At 73.1% G+C, this 22052-nt stretch carries 20 protein-coding genes and 1 pseudogene; 9 read left to right on the forward strand and 12 right to left on the reverse strand.

The window, feature by feature from the left end; all coding sequences use genetic code 11:
• Positions 1-17: 17 nt before the first annotated feature.
• The 8 genes from ACLJPL_RS07020 to ACLJPL_RS07055 form a co-directional block, all read right to left on the reverse strand.
• A complete protein-coding gene (locus tag ACLJPL_RS07020) occupies positions 18-629 on the reverse strand; it encodes a Uma2 family endonuclease (protein ID WP_411079811.1) in 612 nt (203 codons plus the stop codon).
• Positions 630-784: 155 nt separating this feature from the next.
• A complete protein-coding gene (serC, locus tag ACLJPL_RS07025) occupies positions 785-1903 on the reverse strand; it encodes a phosphoserine transaminase (RefSeq protein WP_411079812.1) in 1119 nt (372 codons plus the stop codon).
• Positions 1904-2015: 112 nt separating this feature from the next.
• Positions 2016-3254, reverse strand: a complete 1239-nt coding sequence (locus ACLJPL_RS07030; RefSeq protein WP_411079813.1) for a cytochrome P450 family protein — start codon at positions 3252-3254, stop codon at positions 2016-2018.
• 61 nt (positions 3255-3315) lie between these two features.
• Positions 3316-4587: a cytochrome P450 gene (locus ACLJPL_RS07035; RefSeq protein ID WP_411079814.1), complete on the reverse strand. Its 1272-nt coding sequence runs from the start codon at positions 4585-4587 to the stop codon at positions 3316-3318.
• On the reverse strand, positions 4584-5279 hold the full coding sequence (locus ACLJPL_RS07040; RefSeq protein WP_411079815.1) for a GTP-binding protein: 696 nt from the start codon (positions 5277-5279) through the stop codon (positions 4584-4586). Before ACLJPL_RS07040 ends, ACLJPL_RS07035 begins: the two co-directional genes overlap by 4 nt.
• Complete coding sequence (locus ACLJPL_RS07045; RefSeq protein ID WP_411079816.1) at positions 5260-5631, reverse strand: DUF742 domain-containing protein; 372 nt, start codon at positions 5629-5631, stop codon at positions 5260-5262. Before ACLJPL_RS07045 ends, ACLJPL_RS07040 begins: the two co-directional genes overlap by 20 nt.
• Positions 5628-6080 carry a roadblock/LC7 domain-containing protein gene (locus ACLJPL_RS07050; RefSeq protein ID WP_411079817.1) on the reverse strand — a complete coding sequence of 151 codons (453 nt, stop codon included), beginning with the start codon at positions 6078-6080 and terminating at the stop codon, positions 5628-5630. The genes ACLJPL_RS07045 and ACLJPL_RS07050 overlap by 4 nt, the downstream gene beginning before the upstream one ends.
• The gene (locus tag ACLJPL_RS07055; RefSeq protein ID WP_411079818.1) at positions 6077-7753 is read right to left on the reverse strand and encodes a sensor histidine kinase; all 1677 of its coding nucleotides are present in this window, start codon (positions 7751-7753) and stop codon (positions 6077-6079) included. The genes ACLJPL_RS07050 and ACLJPL_RS07055 overlap by 4 nt, the downstream gene beginning before the upstream one ends.
• A gap of 300 nt (positions 7754-8053) precedes the next feature.
• Here ACLJPL_RS07055 and ACLJPL_RS07060 point away from each other — a divergent pair, with 300 nt between their 5' ends.
• Together ACLJPL_RS07060 and ACLJPL_RS07065 are read left to right on the forward strand one after the other, a co-directional pair.
• Positions 8054-10951 carry an FAD-binding and (Fe-S)-binding domain-containing protein gene (locus tag ACLJPL_RS07060; protein WP_411079819.1) on the forward strand — a complete coding sequence of 966 codons (2898 nt, stop codon included), beginning with the start codon at positions 8054-8056 and terminating at the stop codon, positions 10949-10951.
• Between the two features lie 44 nt (positions 10952-10995).
• Positions 10996-11259, forward strand: a pseudogene (locus ACLJPL_RS07065) (phosphotransferase-like protein); the annotation flags it as partial.
• A gap of 120 nt (positions 11260-11379) precedes the next feature.
• Here ACLJPL_RS07065 and ACLJPL_RS07070 read toward each other — a convergent pair.
• Positions 11380-12204 (reverse strand): NmrA family NAD(P)-binding protein, encoded by an 825-nt coding sequence (locus ACLJPL_RS07070; RefSeq protein WP_411079820.1) that lies wholly within the window; start codon positions 12202-12204, stop codon positions 11380-11382.
• A 79-nt stretch (positions 12205-12283) separates the two neighbouring features.
• On the opposite strand from ACLJPL_RS07070, the gene ACLJPL_RS07075 reads away from it, so the two are divergent.
• From ACLJPL_RS07075 to ACLJPL_RS07085, 3 genes are all read left to right on the forward strand, one after another.
• Positions 12284-13261: a helix-turn-helix transcriptional regulator gene (locus tag ACLJPL_RS07075; protein WP_411079821.1), complete on the forward strand. Its 978-nt coding sequence runs from the start codon at positions 12284-12286 to the stop codon at positions 13259-13261.
• Positions 13262-13424: 163 nt separating this feature from the next.
• Entirely contained in the window at positions 13425-14513 is a 1089-nt protein-coding gene (locus tag ACLJPL_RS07080; protein ID WP_411079822.1) for a hypothetical protein, read from the forward strand.
• The gene (locus ACLJPL_RS07085) at positions 14510-15961 is read left to right on the forward strand and encodes a hypothetical protein (RefSeq protein WP_411079823.1); all 1452 of its coding nucleotides are present in this window, start codon (positions 14510-14512) and stop codon (positions 15959-15961) included. Before ACLJPL_RS07080 ends, ACLJPL_RS07085 begins: the two co-directional genes overlap by 4 nt.
• Positions 15962-16158: 197 nt before the next feature.
• On the opposite strand, the gene ACLJPL_RS07090 is transcribed toward ACLJPL_RS07085, so the two are convergent.
• A complete protein-coding gene (locus tag ACLJPL_RS07090; protein WP_411079824.1) occupies positions 16159-17076 on the reverse strand; it encodes a LysR family transcriptional regulator in 918 nt (305 codons plus the stop codon).
• 262 nt (positions 17077-17338) lie between these two features.
• On the opposite strand from ACLJPL_RS07090, the gene ACLJPL_RS07095 reads away from it, so the two are divergent.
• Positions 17339-18373 carry an EamA family transporter gene (locus ACLJPL_RS07095; protein ID WP_411079825.1) on the forward strand — a complete coding sequence of 345 codons (1035 nt, stop codon included), beginning with the start codon at positions 17339-17341 and terminating at the stop codon, positions 18371-18373.
• 45 nt (positions 18374-18418) lie between these two features.
• On the opposite strand, the gene ACLJPL_RS07100 is transcribed toward ACLJPL_RS07095, so the two are convergent.
• Both ACLJPL_RS07100 and ACLJPL_RS07105 read right to left on the reverse strand, forming a co-directional pair.
• The gene (locus ACLJPL_RS07100) at positions 18419-19135 is read right to left on the reverse strand and encodes an NUDIX domain-containing protein (protein WP_411079826.1); all 717 of its coding nucleotides are present in this window, start codon (positions 19133-19135) and stop codon (positions 18419-18421) included.
• A gap of 28 nt (positions 19136-19163) precedes the next feature.
• Positions 19164-20201 (reverse strand): oxidoreductase, encoded by a 1038-nt coding sequence (locus ACLJPL_RS07105; RefSeq protein ID WP_411079827.1) that lies wholly within the window; start codon positions 20199-20201, stop codon positions 19164-19166.
• A gap of 72 nt (positions 20202-20273) precedes the next feature.
• Between ACLJPL_RS07105 and ACLJPL_RS07110 the strand changes: the two genes are divergently transcribed.
• The 3 genes from ACLJPL_RS07110 to ACLJPL_RS07120 all read left to right on the forward strand — a co-directional run bounded on the left by ACLJPL_RS07110 (position 20274) and on the right by ACLJPL_RS07120 (position 21962).
• On the forward strand, positions 20274-20927 hold the full coding sequence (locus ACLJPL_RS07110; RefSeq protein WP_411079828.1) for a TetR family transcriptional regulator: 654 nt from the start codon (positions 20274-20276) through the stop codon (positions 20925-20927).
• Positions 20928-21139: 212 nt separating this feature from the next.
• Positions 21140-21688, forward strand: a complete 549-nt coding sequence (locus tag ACLJPL_RS07115) for a DinB family protein (protein WP_411079829.1) — start codon at positions 21140-21142, stop codon at positions 21686-21688.
• 25 nt (positions 21689-21713) lie between these two features.
• Positions 21714-21962: a hypothetical protein gene (locus ACLJPL_RS07120; RefSeq protein ID WP_411079830.1), complete on the forward strand. Its 249-nt coding sequence runs from the start codon at positions 21714-21716 to the stop codon at positions 21960-21962.
• Positions 21963-22052: the final 90 nt, after the last annotated feature.

Below are 22052 nucleotides of genomic sequence, written 5' to 3' on the forward strand. Positions count from 1 at the left end.
CCCGGTCTCCCCGGCCCTCAGCGCTTCGGGCGGCCCGCCCGCACCAGCTCGGCGACGTCGAGCGCGACGTCCGCGCCGATGGAGGCGGGCAACGGGGCCTCCTGGCCGGGGGCGTACACCTCGTGGCGGTCATAGCCGGCGGGCAGCGGTTCGGTCAGGACGTGGACGCGTCCGTGCTTGCGGTCGACGATCACGTAGACCGGGATCTTGGCCTGGGCGTAGGCGACCACCTTGTTGCGGAGGTCGTTCTGGTAGTTCCCGGAGGTGACCTCCAGGACCAGCCGGAAGCAGGCGGGGTCGTAGCAGTTGTTCGCGATCAGACGCTCGTTGTAGTCGGAGTCGACGATCGCCAGGTCGGGGATCACGTAGTCCTCGGGGCCGCTGGGAAGCCAGAGACCGATGCCTTGGAGGACTCTCGACTCCTCGCCGTGCAGACCGGCGGAGAGGAAGGGGACCATGAGCGTGGTCAGGGCGTCCGCGTGCGGGCCGTCCGGGGATGGTGCCACGGTGATGACGCCTCCGATGATCTCGACGCGATGCCCCGGAAGCTGCTCCATGAGACGGTTGGCCGTTTCGAGCAGCGTTTCCGGCTCATCGTCACAGGGGTGCTCGACTGCTGCTGCAGACATTGCGGGCCTCCTGGAATGGGCTGGTGTCGAGAGCATCATCGTAGGGCGGGACGACCGGAAGCCGCGCTTCTGGCATATGCCACCCGGTCGAGTGAAGCAGAAACGGCCCGGCACACCGCCTGGGTGCCGGGCCGTCTGCGTACAACGGGTAAGGACTACAGCTTCTCGATCACGTAGTCGACGCACGCCGTCAGCGCCTGGACGTCCGCCGGGTCGATCGCCGGGAACATCGCCACGCGCAGCTGGTTGCGGCCCAGCTTGCGGTACGGCTCGGTGTCCACGATGCCGTTGGCGCGCAGCACCTTGGCGACGGCCGCCGCGTCGATCTCGTCCGCGAAGTCGATCGTGCCGATGACCTGCGAGCGCTTCGCCGGGTCCGTGACGAACGGGGTCGCGTACTTCGACTCGTCGGCCCAGCCGTAGAGGTGGCCGGCGGACGCGGCCGTGCGGCCTGTGGTGAAGTCCAGGCCGCCCTGGGTGTTCATCCACTTCAGCTGCTCGTTCAGCAGGAAGAGGGTGGCCAGCGCCGGGGTGTTGTACGTCTGGTTCTTGAGGGAGTTGTCGATCGCGGTCGGGAGCGAGAAGAACTCCGGGACGTGCCGGCCCGAGGCGTGGATCCGGGCGGCGCGCTCCAGGGCGGCCGGGGAGAACACGCCGATCCACAGGCCGCCGTCCGAGGCGAAGGACTTCTGCGGGGCGAAGTAGTAGACGTCGGACTCGGTGATGTCGACCGGGAGGCCGCCCGCGCCCGAGGTGGCGTCCACCAGGACGAGCGCGCCCTCGTCGGCGCCCGCGACGCGCTTGATCGGGGCCGCGACGCCCGTGGAGGTCTCGTTGTGGGTGAAGGCGTAGACGTCGACGCCCGCCTCGGCCCGCGGGTCCGGGTGGGTGCCGGGGTCGGAGGCGATGACGGTGGGGTCGGACAGCCAGGGCGCGAGCTTGGCGGCCTTGGCGAACTTGGAGGAGAACTCACCGAAGTTCAGGTGCTGGGACTTCGACTCGATCAGACCGTGCGTCGCGATGTCCCAGAAGGCGGTGGAGCCGCCGTTGCCGAGGACGACCTCGTAACCCTCGGGGAGGGAGAAGAGCGCGCGCACGCCGTCGCGTACCTCGCCGACCAGGTTCTTGACCGGGGCCTGGCGGTGGGACGTACCGAGGAGAGAGGTGCCGGTGGCGGCCAGCGCGTCGAGCGCCTCCGTCCGCACCTTGGAAGGACCGGCGCCGAAGCGTCCGTCGGCGGGCTTGATGTCAGCGGGAATCTGGATGTCGGCCACGAGTCGGAGCGTAGTCCCTCGGCGGCACGGCCCAGCAACCGTGTCCGTCCGGTGAGACGCGCGCTCCGACTCGTGGAAGCCTGCGCGAAAGCGCGTGGACTCCCTTCCCGCGTCAGGCTTTCGGAGCGTCGTGGCCGAACGGGCAGCCCAGCTCCACCGGCAGCTCGTACAGGTCGTTCTGCGTCACGATCGGCTTGTTGCGCAGCTCGGAGGCCGGTACCGCGAGTTCCAGCTCCGGGAACCGCTCGTACAGGGCGGGCAGGGCGATCCCCGCCTCCAGGCGGGACAGCGCCGCGCCCGGGCAGATGTGCGGGCCGTGGCCGAAGGCGATGTGGCGGTTGGGGGTGCGGGCGGCGTCGAACTCGCCCGCTGTCGGGCCGTACTGCTCCTCGTCCCGGCCCAGGGCGCCGAAGGAGATGATCAGGCCCTCGCCCTTCGGGAGGATCCGGTCGCCCACCTCGATGTCCTCCGTCGCGAAGCGGATCAGGACGTGCGAGGTCGGGGTGTTCCAGCGCAGCGTCTCCTCGATCACGCCCTCCCATCCGATCTCCCCGTTGAGGACCTTCTTGCGCTGCTCCGGGTGGGTCTGGAGCGCCTCGACCACGTTGACGATCAGGCTGATCGTGGTCTCGTGTCCGGCGGCGATGATCAGTTGCAGCGTGTTGACGATCTCCTCGTCGGTGAGGTGGTCGCCGTCCTCGGAGGCCGCGATGAGGGCGCTGGTGAGGTCGTCGCCCGGGGCGGCCCGCTTGTCGTCGACGATCTTGGTGAAGAGGGTCCCGAGGTCCGCCATCATCTGCGGGACCTCCTCCGGCGGGGTCTGCGTCGAGAAGAACTTCTCGAACAGCTCCTTCAGACGCGGGTGGTCCGCCGCGTCCACGCCCATCAGCTCGCTGATGACGTTCATGGGCAGTGGGTAGGCGAACTCGGCCTTCAGGTCCACCGGCTGCCCGGCCGGCAGCGCGGCCAGCTTCTCCAGGCTCGCGTTCGTCAGCGCCTCGATGCCCGCCCGCAGCCGCTCCACCCGGCGCACGGTGAGCGCCTGCGCCACCAGCGTACGGAGACGGCGGTGGTCGGCCCCGTCGACCGTCAGCATCGAGCGGCCCGGGTTGGCGAGGCCGATCAGCGGCCAGTCCATCGGTATCTCGCCGCGCTGCCACGCGCCCCAGACGTTGATGTCCTTGACCACCCGGCTGTCGGTGAGCAGCGCGCGGGCCTCGGCGTGGCGGGTGACGGCGTAGACGTGCACCCCGCCCGGGAGCTCCACCTCGGCGAGGGGTCCCGCGGCGCGCAGCGCGGCGCTTTCGGCGTCGAGGTCGGTGACGAACGGGTCCAGCGCGATACGGGTCATGCGGGGCCTCCGGGGCTTGTGGGTCTGTCCAGGGGGCGTCTGACAATCCGGCGCGGAATTGTCAGACACCCCCCAGGGCGGGCGTGGGAGTGAAGAGCACCGGCAGGTCCGTCAGACCGCGCAGCCACGGTGACGGGCGGCGGGTGAGCTGTTCGGCGGGGACGGCGAGGTCCACGTCCGGCAGCCGGTCGAGCAGGACTTCGATGCCGGTACGGGCGATGACCTCGGCGGTCTCCTGGGCCGGGAACGGGCAGCGGTGCTCGCCGTGGCCGAAGGAGAGGAAGGCGCTGTTGCCACCGGTCAGCGCCGAGCCGTGGGTCCGCACCTGCGGGTCGCCGTTGGCGGCGGCGAGGCCGAGGAGCAGCAGGTCGCCGGCGCGGATGTGCCGGCCGCCGAGGTGGGTGTCGCGGGCGGCCCAGCGGCCGGCCACGTTCTGGGTGGGGGTGTCCTCCCACAGCACCTCGTTCATGGCCTCCGCGACGCTGTGCCGGCCGCCGGAGAGCGAGGCGGCGAAGCGGTCGTCGGTGAGCATCAGGCGCAGCGAGTTGCCCATCCAGTCGGCGGTCGGCTGGTGCCCGGCCGCCATCATCACCATGAGGTCCTGGGCGATCTCCTCGTCGGTGAAGCCGCCGGGGTCCGCGATCATCCGGGTGGCGACGTCGTCGCCGGGCTCGGCGTGCTTGTCGGCCAGCAGCCGGAACATGGACGCGCCCAGGTGCTGCGCCCCCGCGAGCGCCCGCTCCCGGCCGTCGATCATGTCGTTGATCGCGCCGACCAGGGGGTACGCCTCCTCGTCGGAGAAGCCGTAGATCCTGGCGAGCACCAGGGCGGGCAGCAGCTTGGCGTACGCGGCGATGATGTCGACCGAGCCGGTGGTGCAGAACCGGTCGATCAACTCGTCCGCGAACTCCTCCGCGTACCGCTTCAGGGAGAACGGGTCGACGCCCTCCAGCGCGTTGCTGATCATCATCGCGCGGACGCTGTGCCGCTCGCCGACCGTGTAGAGGATCGAGGGCTGCTTGCGCCCGATCATCGGCAGCAGCGGCCAGTCCTCGGGGATGCGCTCCCACTGGTTCCACAGCTCGGAGTCCCGGCTGAAGAGGACCGGGTCGCCGGTGACCTGGTGCAGCTCGCGGTAGCCGAGGACGAGCCAGGCGGGCACGTCGCCGTCCAGCACGACCGGGGCGACCGCGCCGTGGTCGCGCCGCATGTCGCGGTAGAGCCGCACGGGGTCGCTCTGGAAGCGGGGCCCGGACAGGGGGACGGAGCCGGGGGGCGCCGACCCGGGGGCGGTGGCCCCGTGGGCGACGGGGCAGCCGGGGGCAGTGGTCACGGGGCGGGCTCCGGGGTCGGGGCGGCCGCCGCGAGCGCCGCTTCGGGGGCGTCGGCTTCGGTGGCGGCGAGGCGGGCGGCGGAGAGCGCGGCGAGGTGCTCGACGAGCGTGATGAGCACGTACTTGCTGGAGGACCGGTCGCGGGCGTCGCACTCCACCAGCGGCACGTCGTCCGAGAGGTCCAGGGCCTCGCGGATCTGCTGCTCGGTGTGGAGCGGCCCGCCGAAGTCGTTGCACGCCACGATGAACGGCGTGCCGTGGTGCTCCAGGCGGTCGATGGCGTACCAGGAGTCGGCGAGCCGGCGGGTGTCGACCAGGACGACCGCGCCGAGCGTGCCGGAGAACAGCCGGTCCCACAGGAACCAGAACCGCTCCTGTCCGGGCGCGCCGAAGAGGTACAGCACCGAGCGTTCGTCGAGCGTGATCCGGCCGAAGTCGAACGCCACGGTGGTGGACGACTTGGCCTGTACGCCGTCGAGGTGGTCGACGGCCTCGCCCGCGCGGGTCATCGTCTCCTCCGTGTTGAGCGGACGGATCTCGCTCACGGATCGGACCATGGTGGTCTTGCCGACCCCGAAGCCGCCGACGACGACGATCTTCAGTCCGTTGTCGGCCGTGGCGCTCAGGGCGGCGCGGTCGGAGGCTTCGGAGCGCTCGGACGGTGCGGAGCGGTCAGAGGTTGCGGAGTCCAACGAGCACCTGTTCCAGGATGTCGGGGTCGGGGAGCCGGTCCGCGACACGGGCGGTACGGGGGTGGCGGGCGCTGATCCGGCCGGTGTCCAGCAGGTCGCACAGCATGATGCGGACGATGCCGACCGGCAGGTTCAGGGTCGCGGCGATCTCGACGACGGCGGTGGGCCCCTGGCACATCCGCAGGATCGCGACGTGCTCCGACTGCATGCCGGGGGCCGGGTCGCACTCGGCGACGACGAGCGTCACCAGGTCGAAGGCGGCCGAGTCGGACCGGCTGCGTCCCCCGGTGAGGGTGTACAGCCGGTCCGGATCGTCGTCGCGGCCTGGGCGGGGGCGGGGCGCCGTCGTCATACGGCCGAATTCTCGGCTGCCGCCGGGGCCTCGGGAGCGGGGGCGGGGGCGGGGGAGCGCGGCGGGGCGACCAGGTGTTCGCCGAGCTGCTCGACGAGCTCGCTCATGTTGTGGCCCACCAGGCCCACGTCGGAGTCCTCGTCGGCGACGACGGCCAGGTGTGCGCCCGCGCCCGCCTCGACGATGAACAGCACGCCGCCGTAGAACTCGGCCATCGCGGAGCGTACGCCGCCGGTGCCGTCGCCGAACTCGATGGACGCGCCGTGCGACAGGCTCTGGATCCCGGCGGAGATCGCGGCCAGCTGGTCGGCCTGGTCGACGGAGAGCTCGGGGGTGCGGCACAGCTTGAGGCCGTCGCGGGACAGGACGAGGGCGTGGCGGGCGCCGGGCGTGCGGTCGAGCAGCCCCTCCAGCAGCCAGTTGAGCTTCTCGTCGGTGGTCGCGGTCATCGGGTGTTGCCTTCCGGGTGCGGGGAGTTGGCACGTACCGCCCGGCTGAAGGTGCTGAAGCGCGCTGCCTGCACCTTCGGGTCGGTGGCGGTACGGGCCCGGGGGGTTTCGGCTCCGCCGGGGGTGACGTTGCCGGTGACGTTGCCGGTACGGGACTCGGCGGCGGCCAGCGTGCGGCCGCGGCGGCGCCTGGGCAGGCCGCTCTCACCGAACGCGGGGACGGCCCCGGTGGATTCGGACGCCGACTCCGCCGCGGGGGCCGCCGCCGGGGCCGCCGGGTGGTCCGCCGTCGTGGCCGGGGCCGCCGGGTGGTCCGACGCCGACCCCGGGGCCGACGCCGACGCCGGGAACGCGGAGCCCCGGGAGTCGGCGGAGCCCCGGGAGTCGGCGGCGGTCCGGGCCGGGGGAACGCCGTCCGGGGAGCCCGTGCCCTCGGCCGACGCGTGGGACGGCTCCGGCTCGGCGGGAGCGGCGACGGCGGCCGGGGACGCGGCGGCCGGGAGCGCGGTGGTCGCCGGGGGTGCGGTGGCCGGCGCCGGGGCCGGGGCGGTCGCGCGGGAGATGAGCTCCTGCGGGAGCATCATCAGCGCGCCGGTGCCGCCGCGCGCGGAGGGCCGGAAGGAGACGGTCAGGCCGTGCTTACGGGCCAGCCGGCCGACGACGGCGAGTCCGAGCCGGGTGCCGGAGAGGTTGGTGAGGTCCTGGTTCTCGGCGGAGACGGCCCGCTCGGCGCGGCGGAGCTGCACCTCGCTCATGACCAGGCCGCTGTCCTCGACGGTGATGACGATGCCCGCCGGGACCTCCTCCACGTACACATGGACCTCGGCGGTCGGCGGCGAGAAGTTGGCCGCGTTGTCGAGGAGTTCCGCGAGCGCGTGCATGACGCCCTCGGCCGCGTGCCCGGCGATCGCGACGTCGCTGGTGGAGTGGAGGCGGACGCGCTGGTAGCTGCCGATGCGGCCCATCGCGCCGCGCAGGATCGACTCCATGACGATCGGCTTGGCCCAGCGCCGCCCCGAGCGCGCCCCGGTGAGCACGGCGATGGAGTCCGCGAGCCGGCCCGCCTGGGCGGTGCGGTGGTCCAGGTACAGCAGGTCCCCGAGCACGGACTCGTCCGTGTGCCGGTGCTCCATCTCCCGCAGGTCGGCCAGCATGCTGGTGGCCAGGGCCTGCATCCGGCCGGCCGCGTTGGCGCAGGCCGCGACGGCGGCGGAGCGCTCGGCCTCGGCGCGGGTGGCGCGGGCGGTCAGCCGCTCGACGGAGATGGCCAGGCGGGACTGCTGGTCGGCGGCCTCCGCCGCCATCCGCTCGTTCTCGGCGCGGGCCTCGGCCGCCACCCGGGCGGTCTCGGCCGAGGCGGCGGCCTTGCTCCGGGCGCTCTCCGCGGTGAAGCGCTGGGCCTCGGCGGCGGAGGCGGAGACCAGGCGCGAGGTCTCGGAGGTGAACCGCGCCGTGTCGGCCGCCCGCAGGGCGCGCAGTCTGCGCGCGGTCCCCAGGGTGTGGACGGTGACGGCCACGCAGACGCTCAGCAGCACGGCGGCCGCGCCCGCGCCCCAGGCCAGCGGGGTCCGTACCGAAGCGGGGGCCGCGGCGAGCGCCCACAGCGTCAGCGTGCCGGTGACGGCTGCCGAGATCAGCAGGGCGAGTGCGGTGGGCCGGAGTGAGGGGCGCAATCGGAGTCCTCGGTGGCGGACGGTACGGGACAGAGGGCGGAGGGCGGGGAGCGGAGAGCGGGGGACTTCGGGGACAGGGGGGCGAAATCGCGACAGTTGGCGACCGTGCGAATCAGGACAGTTCATCACGCGGAGGGGTGATCGTTACAACTGGAGCTGTTAATTCCTGCTCAAGTCTTGGTCACTATAGGAGAATTGACGATCTATTTGGGAAGTTCTTGTGGGGTTTTTTGTGTACCTTGGGAGCTTTCGTCCGCCCGCATCCCAAGAGTTCACCTGCTGCGACGGCATCCTGAAGGCATGGCCGAACATCATCGCCCGCATACCGGACCGTCTCCCGCTTTCGTCGCCGCGCTCCGCTCCGCCGTGCGCGGCGAGAGCGACTTCGGGGCCGCCGCCCGCGCCCTGACGACCATGGACGCCTCCAACTACCGCCGCGTCCCGCTCGGCGTCCTCGCCCCGCGCGACGCCGAGGACGTCGCCGCCGCGCTGACGGTCTGCCAGGAGCACGGCGTCCCCGTCGTCCCGCGCGGCGGCGGCACGTCCATCGCCGGGCAGGCCACCGGGACGGGCCTGGTCCTCGACCTCACCCGCCATCTGCGCTCGATCCTCGACCTGGACCCGGCCGCCCGCACCGCCGTCGTCCAGCCCGGCGTGATCCTGGACGACCTGCGGGCCGCCGCAGCCCCGCACGGCCTGACCTTCGGACCCGACCCGTCCACGCACAGCCGCTGCACCCTCGGCGGCATGATCGGCAACAACTCCTGCGGCGCGCACTCGGTGGCCTGGGGCACCACGGCGGACAACGTGCGGGCCCTGTCGGTGGTGCGGTACGGGGGCGAGGCGCTGCGGCTGGAACAGGGCGGAGGCCCTGGGCTTCCCGGGCTCCCCGGCGTACGCGAGGCGTCGGCTCACGGCCCCGAAGGCGTACGCGAACTGATCGACGCCCACCTCGCCCTCCTCCGCACCGGCTACCCCCGCCTCCCGCGCCGCATCTCCGGCTACGCGCTCGACGCCCTGCTCCCCGAACACCCCGGCGGCCCCGACCCCGTACGGGCGTTCTGCGGCAGCGAGGGCACCCTCGCCGTGGTCACCGAGGCGACCGTCCGCCTGGTCGAGACCCCGCGCGCCCGCGCCCTGGCCGTCCTCGGGTACGCCGACGAGGCAGCCGCCGCCGAAGCCGCCCCGGGCCTCCTCCCGTACCGCCCGCTCACCGTCGAGGGCATGGCCGCCGACCTCGTACGCGAACCGGCCGGGCTGCCGCGCGGGGCCGCCTGGCTCTTCGTCGAGACGGGCGGCGACACCCCGGCGCAGGCGCGGGCGCACGCCGAGCGCGTCCTGCGCGGGGCCGACGCGGTGGACGGGACGGTCGTCACCGACCCGGCCGGGCAGCGCGCCCTGTGGCGCATCCGCGAGGACGCCGCCGGGACCGCGACCCGGATGCCGGACGGCAGCGAGGCGTGGCCCGGCTGGGAGGACTGCGCGGTCCCGCCCGCCCGGCTCGGCCCCTACCTCCGCGACTTCCGCGCCCTGCTCGCTCAGCACGGGCTGCGGGGCACGCCGTACGGCCACTTCGGCGACGGCTGCATTCACGTTCGCATCGACTTCGATCTGCTCACCCCGCCCGGGGTCGCCCGGTTCCGCCGCTTCTCCGAGGAGCTGGCGGACCTCGTCGTCGCGCACGGCGGCTCCCTCAGCGGCGAGCACGGCGACGGACAGGCGCGCGCGGAGCTGCTGCCCCGGATGTACGGGGACGAACTCGTCGCCCTCTTCGGCCGGTTCAAGGACCTGTGGGACCCGGACGGGGGCCTGAACCCCGGGATCCTCGCCCGCCCGGCCCGCCTGGACGAGAACCTGCGCTTCGCCGTCCTGCCGCAGCGCCCGGTCGACGTGGCCTTCGGCTATCCGCAGGACGGCGGCGACTTCGCGGGCGCGGTTCGGCGGTGCGTCGGCGTCGCCAAGTGCCGTACGACGCATACGGCACAGGGCGCGGGCGCGGGCGTGATGTGCCCCTCCTTCCGGGCGACCGGCGAGGAGGCCCACTCGACGCGGGGGAGGGCCCGGCTGCTGCACGAGATGCTCGCGGGCGAGGTGATCACGGACGGCTGGCGGAGCACGGAGGTACGGGACGCGCTCGACCTGTGCCTGTCCTGCAAGGGGTGCCGCAGCGACTGCCCGGTGGGGGTCGACATGGCCACGTACAAGGCGGAGTTCCTGCACCACCACTACCGGGGCCGGCTCCGCCCCGCCGCCCACTACGCGATGGGCCGCCTCCCGAGGTGGCTGCGCCTGGCCGCGCCCTTCGCCCGCCTCCTCAACGCCCTGGCCCGGCTGCGCCCGCTCGCCGCCCTCGCGAAACGGCTGGCGGGGATCGCGCCCGAGCGCACGATTCCGGTGCTGGCGACGGAGACGTACAGCCGGTGGCTGCGCGGGCGGCACGGCGAGGGGACGCACATCTACTCGTCCAGTCGGGTGGTGCACCTCTGGGCGGACACCTTCACCGAGTACCTGTCCCCGCAGGTGGGCCGGGCGGCGGTCCGGGTGCTGGAGGAGGCGACGGGGCGTACGGTGCTGCCGCCGCCGAGCGGGTTGTGCTGCGGCCTCACGTACGTGTCGACCGGCCAACTCGACGCGGCCCGCCGGGCGATGCGCGACACCCTGGACCAGGTCGACCTGCTCCCCGGCCACCCGCTGGTCGTCCTCGAACCGAGCTGCGCCGCCACCCTCCGTACCGACCTCCCCGAACTCCTCCCCGACGACCCGAGAGCCGCCGAACTCGCGTCGAGCGTAAGGACCTTGGCCCAGTACTTGGAGGAGTACGCCCCTGACTGGACCCCGCCCCGCGTCGACCGCCCGGTGGCCGGCCAGACGCACTGCCATCAGCACGCGGTCCTGGGGGACGCGGCGGAGCGGCGGTTGCGGGAGCGGATGGGGCTGACGGGCGAACTGAGCGGCGGATGCTGCGGTCTGGCCGGGAATTTCGGCTTCGAGAAGGGGCACTGGGAGGTGTCCGTCGCCTGTGCGGAGGAGCAACTGCTGCCCTCGGTACGGGAGTCGGAGCCGGGGACGGAACTGCTGGCGGACGGGTTCTCCTGCCGGACGCAGTTGGACCAGTTGGCGGGGCGCGGGGCGCGGCACCTGGCGGAGGTCATCGCTGAGGCGCTGGAGGCCGAGGGGGACGGTGAGAGGGGCCGTTGAAACGCGCTTCCCGCGTTCCCGGGTCCGCTTGTGCGGTGACGCGTGTGAAGACTCAGGTGATCGTTCTCAACGGCGGTTCCAGCTCCGGCAAGTCCGGGTTCGCGCGGTGTCTCCAGGCTGTTCTGCCGGGCCCCTGGCTCGGCGCCGACACGATGGTCGACGCGATCCCCGCCGCCCTCCAGCACTCGGAGACGGGGATCGCGTTCGGCCCGGACGGCGGGGTGGGCATCGGGCCGGAGTTCCGGGAGCCGGAGGACGCCTGGACCGAGGGCGTCGCCGCGATGGCCCGCGCGGGAGCCCGGGACATCGCGGCGACCTGGAGGCCGACACCACCACCGCCGAGTCGCTGGTGTGCGCGCGGACGATCGCCCGGCACGTGAGGTGAGTGCGGAGGGCCGCCGGGGGTGCGTGCCGGGCGTCGTGGAGCCTCAGGCCGTGAAGGCCGCGGCGTTCTCCTCGACCCACTGGACGAAGGTCCGCGGGGGCTTGCCGGTGACCCGCTCCACCGTGTCCTGGACGGTGTAGCCGGCCTCCGGCGGGTTGGTCCGCATCGTGAGGAAGAAGTCGACGTCCTCGTCGGAATATCCCGTCCGGCGCCACTGGGCGACGATCTCGTCCTGGCTGAGCTCGACGTACTTCACCTCGCGGCCGAGGGCTTCGCCGATGGCGCGGACCTTCTCCGGCGGGGTCAGCGCCTGGGGGCCGGTGATCCAGTACTCCTGTCCGGCGTGTCCACCGGCGGTGAGGGCGACCGCGGCGACGGCGGCGATGTCCGCGTCGTGCACCATCGCGCTCCTCGCCTCCGGGAACGCCTCCCGCACGACGCCCTCCGTCGTCACGGAATCGGCCCACTCCAGGGCGTTCGACATGAACTCCACCGGCGAGAGGAAGGTCCACTCCAGACCCCCGGCCTCCACGGCCTCCTCCAGCGGGCTCTTGGTCACGTCGCCCTTGAGCACGGTCACCTTGCGGACACCGGACTCCTCGGCCAGCTTCACGATCTCAACGCCGTTCGCCAGCGGCGAGAAGTCCTCACCGCTGAAGCTGATCAGATGCGCGGCGGTCACCCCCCGGAACGCCTCGACCAGGGAACCCGTGTCGGCGAGGTTTCCCGCGATCACCTCCGCCCCGGCCGGCAGATTCGCCTTGGCGGGGTCGCGGGTGAGCGCGCGCACCGGGTGGCCGGCGGCGAGCAACTGCTCCACCAGGGGGCGTCCGACGTTTCCGGTGGCGCCGGTGATGAGAATGGTCATGAGATCTCCTTCGGTCGGAGGCTCACGCTAAAAGCATTCGCGGTCACCTCCTGTCCTCGATCGATGAGAAGGTCGAGGCATGCTGGAAACCTCGGCCCGACTGCTGCGCCTGCTGGCGTTGCTCCAGGCCCACCGGGAGTGGTCGGGGGCCGATCTGGCCGACCGTCTCAAGGTGAGTCCCCGCACGGTTCGCCGTGACATGGACAAGCTGCGGACCCTCGGCTATCCGATCGACGCGACGGGCGGTGTCGGGGGCGGCTACCGACTGGCCGCCGGGGCGTCGCTGCCGCCTCTGCTGCTGGACGACGAGGAGGCCGTCGCGGTGGCGGTCGGCCTGCGCACCGCGGCCGGCGGCGCGATCACCGGGATCAGCGAGATCTCCGTACGGGCCCTGGCCAAGCTCGACCAAGTCCTGCCCTCGCGGCTGCGCCACCAGGTCAACGCGCTCAGCGCCGCGCTGGTGACCATGCCGATGCTCGGCCCCACCGTCGACCCCACGGTGCTGACCGCGATCGCCGCGGCGGTACGGGACCACGAACGGCTGCGGTTCGACTACACCGCACGCGACGGTTCGACGACCGTCCGTGATGTGGAGCCGTACCGCCTGGTCCACGACGGGCAGCGGTGGTTTCTGGTGACCTGGGACACCCACCGGGAGGACTGGCGCCGCTTCCGGGTCGACCGGCTGGCGCTGCGCATCCCCAACGGCCCCCGGTTCACCCCCAAGCCGCTGCCGTCAAGGGACATGGCCGCCTATGTGGCGTCGGCCGTCACCAGCGGCCAGTACCGCTACCGCGCGGTGCTCACCATGCACGGCCCGGCCAGTGAGGTCGTGCTGGAAGTGCCGCCGTCCCTGGGCGTGGTGGAGCCGGTCGACGCCCACACGTGCGTTCTGCGGATCGGGTCCACGAGCCTGGACCACCTCGCGGTCTGGGTGGCCGCGTTCGGCTTCGAGTTCGAGGTGCAGGAGCCGCCGGAACTGGTGGAGCACCTGCGGACGCTCGGCGGCCGGTTGCACCGCGCGGCCCGAGCGCGGGGCGGTGCGACCGACAGCTGAGCCGTGGACGTTTCCACCCATGAATCCTCAGCCCGCAACACCCCGCCCATACAAGGGAAATACCCCACCCGTACGGGAGGAATGCCCGCGTCACGGCCTTCTGCGACACGCTTTACCATCGATGCGTTTGCAGTCATCGTTGTGGTTCGCAAGGGGGAACGTCATGGTGGACGGCGGCAAGCGGCGAAGGAGGTGGGCGGTCCTCGGCGCGGCGCTGGCGGGGGCGGTGCTCATATCCGGCGTCGGGCTCTGGGCGACGGACGGTCGGCCCTTCAAGGACCGCTACTGCTGGGAGTCCTGGCAGCAGGACAGCGGCCCGCGCTTCCTCGGTGACCACGCGCTCGGCAAGTCCGGCTCGGAGCGGGTCGCCGTCGAGTCCGGGACGCCCGGCTCCGGCGGCGGGACGGCGACCTGCACCCTCACCGTGTCGTCCGCCGTCCCCGACGACGACTCCCCGCAGCCGATCGGCTTCCAGGACCGGGTGACCCTCAGCTACGGACCCGTGCCCGAGGCCCCGGAGGAGCGCCGCGACTGGATCGACCGCTACTTCAGCGGCTCGGCCTCGCCGCTGCCGGACGGACTCGACGGGCTCGTCTCGAACGACCGGGCGATGCTGGTCCTGCCCGAGGCGTGCGACGTCGACGGCCGGCCCTCCGCGGTGACGCTGTGGGCCGAGAGCTGGGGCGACGGCCACCGGGGCAAGCGCGCGATGCCCCTGAGCATCGCCACCCTGCCCGACGTCTCCAGGATGCTGCTGGACGCGGCGGACGCCGGGATGCGGAAGGCGGGCTGCGCGCCCGAGGAGCCGCTGCGGACCACCGCGCCGATGGCCCGGCTGGCGGAGGACGGCGACGGCGCCGAGAACCCCGTCTGCCGGATTCCCGGGGTGACGTTCGACCTGGGCGAGGACAGGCGGTACGAGCAGCAGGTGGGGGTGGTCGGGGACCGGCTCCAGACCTGTTCGGTGGTCTCGCGGCAGCTCGGCAGCCCCGACGAACCGGAGGCCCAGTTCGTGATGGCCGCCTCTCCCCGTACGGCGGCGGTGTTCGCCGGACTTCCCGAGGGCGTCGGTCAGGGGCTCGTACGCACCGCCTGCGACGGCCGGAACACGGTGTTCTACGCCCATGTCGGGCCGGGACTCGGTGACGGCGGCGGAAAGAAGGACCGGCAGGTGTTCGAGCGCTTCACCGACGCGGTGGGCCGGCGCGTCGGGTGCGAGCCCGCGAAGGGGACCGAGGGAGCGACGCGATGACGGACGACAGGAAGCCGGGGGCGGCGGGAGAGCCGGGGCCGGAGGCCGCCGCTGATACGGCTGCGGCTCCGGCTGCGGAGGTACGGGCGTCGGCTTCGGTTCCGGAGGCGCGGGCTTCGGCTCCGGCTCCGGCTCCGGCTCCGGAGGGGGCGGCTTCGGTTCCGGAGGCGCGGGCTTCGGCTCCGGCTCCGGAGGGGGCGGCTTCGGCTGCGGAGGCGCGGATTCCGGCTTCGGAAGGGGCCGCTTCGGCTCCCGAAGCGCGGGCTTCGGCCCCCGACGTCCGCAGTCCCGGTGAGCGGGTCTCGGCGCTGCTGCGGCGGCTGGTACGGAGCCGGGTCGCCCGGGCCGTCACCGCCGCCGGTCTCGTCGGCGCGCTGCTCGGCGCGGGTGCGGTCGCGTGGCGGACGGAGACGCTGCCCCTGCTCTCCCCCGACCCCTGCTGGGACAGCTTCGACGACGCGCTGGCCTCCCGGGTGTTCGGCGACCTCGAAACCGTCGCCGAGAACCAGCAGCTCCGCACCGACCCGCGCAGCAAGGCCGTCTCGTACGGGCAGTGCCGCATCTCCGGTTACCGGAACGAGGCGAAGGAGCGGGCGTCGCGCCAGCTCACCGCGCGGGTGCACCGGCCGGCCGGCTACGGCGGCCAGGACCTGTGGCCCGCCGAGTTCCTGGGGGCGGACATGGTTCCGCTCGGTTCGGGGCTGCGCGGCATGGTCTCGCCGTCCCGGGCCTGGCTGGCGCTGCCGGAGAGCTGCACCGGGCCGTCGGGCACCCTGTCGACCCCGACCCTGGTGGACCTCACCATGGGCGACGGGACCGGCGGCGGCATCGTCCCGGAACGCGACCGCGAGGACCGTGCCGCCCTCGCCGCGGCGGTGGTGGCGGTCACCAACGGCGTGATGCGGGAGCTGGGGTGCTCCGGTACGTATTCCGCTCCCGATCCCGCTCCGGACGAGCGCGCCGCCCTCATCGGTTGGCAGCCCGCGAAGCCGGGCGCGTTCTGCGGGGTCGAGGGGCTCGACGTGCCCGCCGCCTACAGCGACTCGCTGCGGCGCGTGCGGGTGCGCGAGGGCGGGGGCGAGGGCGCGGCCCGGACCTGCGAGGCCGGCGGCGTCTACCCGCCGGGCGACCTGAGGCTGACGACGGTCCTCGACCCCGGGCTGGCCCGGGTCTTCACCGACGAGGCGTTCTACGGCGGCACACGGCTGCGCGGTGAGAAGGGCGGCCCTTCGGGCTCCGGCACGATCAACGTGACGCGCGGGGTGTACCTGGCGCGGTGCCAGACCGGTGACGTGGCGTTCGTGGTCGAGCGGCGGAGGTCGATCGGCAGCGGCAAGGGCGAGGGACCGAACCTGGTCCGGGCGCTGCTGCCGAAGTACGTGGAGGCGGAGGCCGAACGCATCGGCTGCGGCACGATCCGGCTGCGGCTGCCGGAGGTCCTGGAGTAGCTGTACGGAGGTCCTGGAGTTCTGGAGTTCTGGAGTTTGCTGTACGGAGGCGGGCGCGGGGCCGGAGGCGGGCGCGGGGCGGCCCGGGCGTTCGCGCCCCCGGCTGGAGCGCGCCCCCGGCCTGGGCGTTTCGCGCGCGCCCGGCCTGGGCGTTTCGCGCGCGCCGGGCCCGGGCGTTCGCCCCCCCCCCCCCCGGCTCACCCCCGCGCGACGATCTCCCGGGCCAGGGCGGCGAGCTTCGGCAGGGCGGGGTGGCCGGGGCCGTCGCGGCGGGCGAGGAGGACCGGGACGCCCGGGGCGTCGTCGAGCGGGACGTAGGCGACGCCCGGGTGCGGGTGCATGGCGACGGTGGAGGCGGCGGAGACCCCGCTGCCGCGCCCGGCGGCGATGGCGGTCAGCCAGTCGTCGGTGTTGGCGACGGTGAGGGTGGCGGCGGGCCGGGCGTGCGGCGGCCACAGCTCGGTGGTCGTGGTGCCGGAGACCGTGTTGAGGACGACGGGGCCGCCCGCGAGGTCGGCGAGGCTCAGCGACGTACGGGATGCCAGCGGGCCGTCCGCCGTCACCGCCGCCACCCGCGCCTCGGTGAACAGCACCTCGGTGACGAGCCCGGGCGTGTCCACCGGTCCGCGCAGGAGCGCCGCGTCCACCTCGCCCCGGGTGAGCCCGGCGGTGCGGTCGTCGATCCGGAGCAGCTCCAGCGGGGTGGCCGGATGCCGCTCCTGCCAGGTCCGCAGGAGCGGTGTGGTGTAGGGGCCGAAGGCCGACCAGGCGTGCCCGAGCCGCAGGGGCCAGTGGCGCAGCCGCCCGGGGTCGAGCGCCTCGTCGAAGGCGGCGACCGCTGCGGCGGCCTTGTCGCGGAAGGCGACGCCCTCGGGGGTCAGGGCGAGATGGTGGGTGGAGCGGTCGACGAGCCGGACGCCGAGGTACTTCTCCAGGGCGGCGAGGGTGCGGGAGGCGGCGGGTTGGGTGAGGCCGATGCGGGCGGCGGCCCGGGTGACGTTGCCCTCCTCGGCCACGGCGAGGAAGGCCCGCAGATGGCGGAGCTCGACGGGGCGGGCGGGGGCGGCCGGGCGGCCCGGGCCCGCCGCGTTTCCCGCGTCTTCAGGATGGCTCATGCGTCCGGAGCATAACGGGAGCCCAGAAGTCATTTCACGGGAGGCGCGCGGGTCCCTAACGTGGAGCCTGCACCGCCGACCGGGCGATGTATCGCTCCGTACCACTTGTACCGTTCGCATCTCTCGTATCGCCCGCATCTCTCGTATTGCTCGTACCCCCCCGTATCGCTCGTACCTCCCGTATCGCTCGTATCGCTCGTACCGTTCGTATCCCCTGTATCCCCCGTATCCCGTTACCTCTCGTGTTTCCGGAAGGCCGCCCGTGAACGTCCAGCGCAGTGCCGCAGAGCCGGCCGCCGCAGCCGTCGCCGTACCCGAGGCGGTGCCCGCCCTGGACGATGCCGTGCACAGGGCCGGCAGCGGGTCGAAGGACGGCCCCGGGCGGGGTGCGGGCCTGGTGCCGATCGTGCTGGTGGTCGCGGGCGGCCTGTCCGTCCAGTTCGGCTCGGCCGTCGCGGCGCTGCTGATGCCGAAGGCGGGGGCGCTGGGCGTCGTCACGCTGCGGCTGGCGGCCGCCGCGCTGATCCTGCTGGTGGTGTGCCGGCCCAAGCTGCGCGGCCACTCGCGCGCGGACTGGGGCACGGTGCTCGCCTTCGGCGTCGCGATGGGCGGCATGAACACGCTGTTCTACCAGGCGTTGGACCGTATCCCGCTCGGCATCGCGGTGACCCTGGAGGTGCTCGGCCCGCTCGCGCTCTCCGTGTTCGCCTCGCGCCGCCTGATCAACGTCCTGTGGGCCGGCCTCGCGCTGGTCGGCGTGGTCCTGCTCGGCGGCGGGGGCTTCGACCGCCTGGACCCGGTCGGTGTGGCGTACGCCCTGGGGGCGGGGGCGATGTGGGCGGCGTACATCGTGTTCAGCGCCCGCACCGGCCGCCGCTTCCCGCAGGCGGACGGGCTGGCCCTGGCGATGGTGGTGGCCGCCGTCCTCTCGCTGCCGCTGGGCATCTGGGAGTCCGGGGCCAAGCTCACCGTGCCCTCCACCCTGGCGCTCGGCGCGGCGGTGGCGGTCCTGAGCTCGGTCCTCCCGTACACCCTGGAGCTCATGGCCCTGCGCCGCCTGCCCGCCTCCACGTTCGCCGTGATGATGAGCCTGGAACCGGCGATCGCGGCCACCGCGGGCTTCCTGATCCTGAACCAGGCCCTGTCCACGACGGACGCCCTCGCCATCGCCCTGGTCATCGGCGCGAGCATGGGCGCGGTCCGCAGCCAGTCGGGGAAGCGGAAGCCGGGGATGCGAAAGATGGGGATGCGGAAGCCGGGGATACGGAAGACGGTGGCGCAGAAGTCGAAGGCGTAGAAGAGGGGAAGGGAGCGGAGAGGGAGGGAGCGGAGGGGAGGCCGGTCACCAGGTGCAGGGCGCCTGAAGGTCCTCGATGGAGTCGGCGAGCTCGGCCGGGTGCGCGGGCCAGCCCGTCCGGTGCCAGTGCTCGATCCGCCAGGACAGCCGGCGCGGCCACAGCGGGGTGGCGGGCAGGTCCGCCACGGGAACCCAGACGGGCACGCCCCCGTAGGTGTCCAGGGTCTCCAGAGGCCCGACGCGCCCCTCGGCCGTCATGAGGAAGTAGTGCTCGTGACGCCCTCCCCTCCAGACCCGCGCCACCTCGCGCCCGATGGTCCCGTGCAGCCCGCTCTCCTCCCGGAGCTCCCGTACGGCCGCCTCCTCGGGAGTCTCGCCCGCCTCGACCCCGCCGCCTGGAATCTCGAAGTGCGGGCCGCCGACCTCCGGCTCCCGGAAGTGGAGGAGCAGCATCCGCCCGTCACGGATCACGATCGCCCCGGCCCGTACCCGTACGGGAGCGAGGGCGGCCGGGTCGTGCACCTCGACCGCCGACGCCGCCCCGGCTCCCCGCTGCGCCCAGGCCCGCAGGACGAGCTCCGCCGTACCGGCCGGCTGGATACGCGCGTGCAGGGCCTCGTCCAGGGAGAGCGCGTGCAGCGCTTCCGGGGGCGTCGACGTACCGGGGAAGACATAGCGCACGCGCCCCGCGTCGCGACGCTCCTCCAGGACGAGCCGGTCGCCGTCGAAGTGCGGGTTCACCAAGTGGGGTTCGGCAGTCATCGGCGGAGGTTAGCAGCGGCGCTCCACGTCACGCGGAGGCCGGGAACGAGAACCGGACATCGGTCAGCTCCTCCGAGACCTCCCACAGCCGCCGTCCGGTCTCCGCGTCGGTGGCCGCCGGGGCGAGCGCGACCGGCGTCGGCCCGCCGCGCAGTTCCCCCCGGCCGTCCGGTCCGATGAGCTCGCCGCTCCGCGCGCCCGGGTCGGTCGCCGCGTACAGCTGCGGGAGCGCGCCGGCGTCGGGGCGCTGGGCGAGCGGGAGGAGGACCCGGCCGAACAGCAGCTTCACCAGGCCCGTCGGCCCGCTCGTCTGGAGGTTGGTGGCGGTGTAGCCGGGGTGCGCGAGCACGCTGCGGACCGGGCTGCCGGACGCGGCCAACCGCCGGTGCAGCTCGTACCCGAAGACGGCGTTGGCCAGCTTCGACCGGTCGTAGGAGACCATCGGCCGGTAGCCGCGCTCGCCGTGCAGGTCGTCGAAGTCGAGGTGCGCCCTGCGGTGGTTGACCGAGGTCACCGTGACGACGCGCGGGTCCCGCCCCTCGGCCAGCAGGTCCAGCAGCAGCCCGGTGAGCGCGAAGTGGCCGAGATGGTTGCAGGCGAACTGCGACTCGTGGCCCTGCGCGCTGGTCGAGCGCGGCGGCGCCATCACCCCCGCGTTGTTGACCAGCACGTCCAGCCGCGAGTGGTCGGCGTGCAGGGCGTCGGCGAACTCCCGTACGGAGTCGAGGTCGGCCAGGTCCAGGCGGCGCACCTCCAGCCGGGCGTCGGGCTGCCGGGCGTCCCGCCGTCCGGCGGTGATGTCCTCGACGGCCCGGCGGCCCTTCTCCTCGTCGCGCACGGCGAGGATCACATGGCCGCCCCGGCGGGCCAGGGCGCGGGCGGTCGCCAGACCCAGGCCGCTGTTGGCCCCGGTGACGACGGAGACGCGGCCGGCTTGGTCGGGGATCCGCTCGGCGGTCCAGCGCTGCTTCGGCGTCGTGCCGGCCGTCGTGCCGGCCGTCGTGCCGGGCGTCGCACCGCGTGCCGTGTCGCGCGTCCCGTCGCCCTGAGTCTCGTTCTGTGTCATGTGGCATACGTTGTCGTCAGTGGCACTTGGTGTCAAGAAGTTATTGGGTGTCATTCATGGCATGGCGCTACGATGAGAGACGTGAGCCCCCGCCCCGCAGTGACCATGGCCCAGCGCAAACGTCAGCTCGTCTCGGACGAACTGACGGAAGCTGCACTCCAGTTGATGGCGCGGGAGGGGTTCGACGCGGTCACGGTCGACGAGATCGTGGCCACCGCCGGAGTCTCCAAGCGGACCTTCTTCCGCTACTTCGCGTCCAAGGAGGACGTGGTCGTCCAGTTCCTGGCCGACATGGGCGCCGGCATGCGCGCCGAACTCGCCGCCCGCCCCACCGACGAGCCCCCCTCCGTGGCGCTGCGGCACGCGGTCTGGGTCGCCATGGCCGCCTGTGCGGACGGCGTCGACCACTCCGGCCGCGCCCTGCGGGTCGTGCAGCTGATCCTGCGCACTCCCGCTCTGCGCGCCCGCTTTCTGGAGCACCAGGGGCAGTGGCGCGACGACCTCGCCGCCGAGGCGGCCCACCGCCTCGGGCTCGACCCGGAGGCCGACCTCTATCCCCGCCTCGCCGCCGGGGCCGCCCTCGCCGCCTTCGACACCGTGCTGCGGCGCTGGAGCGACAGCGGCGGGGCCGAGGACCCCGCCGCACTGACCGACCGGGCGTTCGCCGTCCTCGCCCCGGCACTCGACACGGCCGAGCCGCGCGCCGATCAACGGCCTTCACCCTGACGTCGCGGCGCTCGGCGGCCTTCACCTTGACGCCGCGCCGATCAACGGCCTTCACTCTGACGTCGCGGCGATCAACGGCCGCCGCCCTCAACTCGCCCCGCTCGACAGCCTTCACCCTGAAGTGTGGTGGCTGGCCGAACAACGCTGTCGGCCGGTCTCCGGCGTGCAGAATCGGTTGGTCGATCCGCAAGCCGCGCCAGAAGGACTGCACCATGGAACCGCACCGCACGGACGTCTCGCAGCAGGGTGAGCGTCAGGACCTGCTGGAACTCCTCTCCGACCAGCGCACCAACTTCCTCTACACGCTCGACGGCCTCACCGACGAACAGGCCCGCACCCGGACCACCGCCAGCGAGCTGACGCTCGGCGGCCTGGTCAAGCACCTCGGGGACGTGCAGCGGAGCTGGCTGGCGGTGATCGACGGCTCGGCGCCCGCCGAGGTCAGCGGGTCCGAACTCGACCCCGACGCCAACCGCATGACCGAGGAGGAGAGCCTCGACGCGCTGCGCGCCGCCTTCGCCGAAGCGGCCGAGACGCTCGACCGGGCGATCCGCCGCGAGCCGGACCTCGACCGTGAGGTCACGCTGCCGCGCTACCCCTGGTCGCCGCCCGAGCCGATCACCTGGACCGTCCGCCACATCCTGCTGCACGCGCTCCGCGAGATCTGCCACCACAGCGGCCACGCGGACATCCTCCGGGAATCCCTGGACGGGGCCAGCACCACCCTGCGCATGATGGAAGCCTCCGTACGCGGAGGATGAGGCGGGTCTGCGGGATGCTGAGGGCGTGACCCCGCCGATACGTTCCCGCGCGGCCGTCCTGGTGCCGCTGCGCACCCTGGCCCTGCTGGAAGCGGTGAACATCGGCCTCATCGGCTGGGTCGTGTTCGCCGCCTTCGGCGCCCCCTGCGGCGTCCCCTCCAGCGCCCCCTTTCAGTGCGGCGAACGCGGTGGGCCTCGGCCTGACGGCCAGACGTCGGACGCCGGACGGTCAGTCGGCCAGTGGGCCAGTGGGTCAGTCGGCCAGTGGGTGTGAGGCCGGCCGATCAGCGGTCCGGTGCGCGAGAAAACATAAAATCATGCAAGCGTGCTTGATTGTTTATCGGTCCACTGCCATGCTCCTGGG

Source organism: Streptomyces sp. cmx-18-6 (assembly GCF_046548915.1).
Classification (GTDB): Bacteria; Actinomycetota; Actinomycetes; order Streptomycetales; family Streptomycetaceae; genus Streptomyces.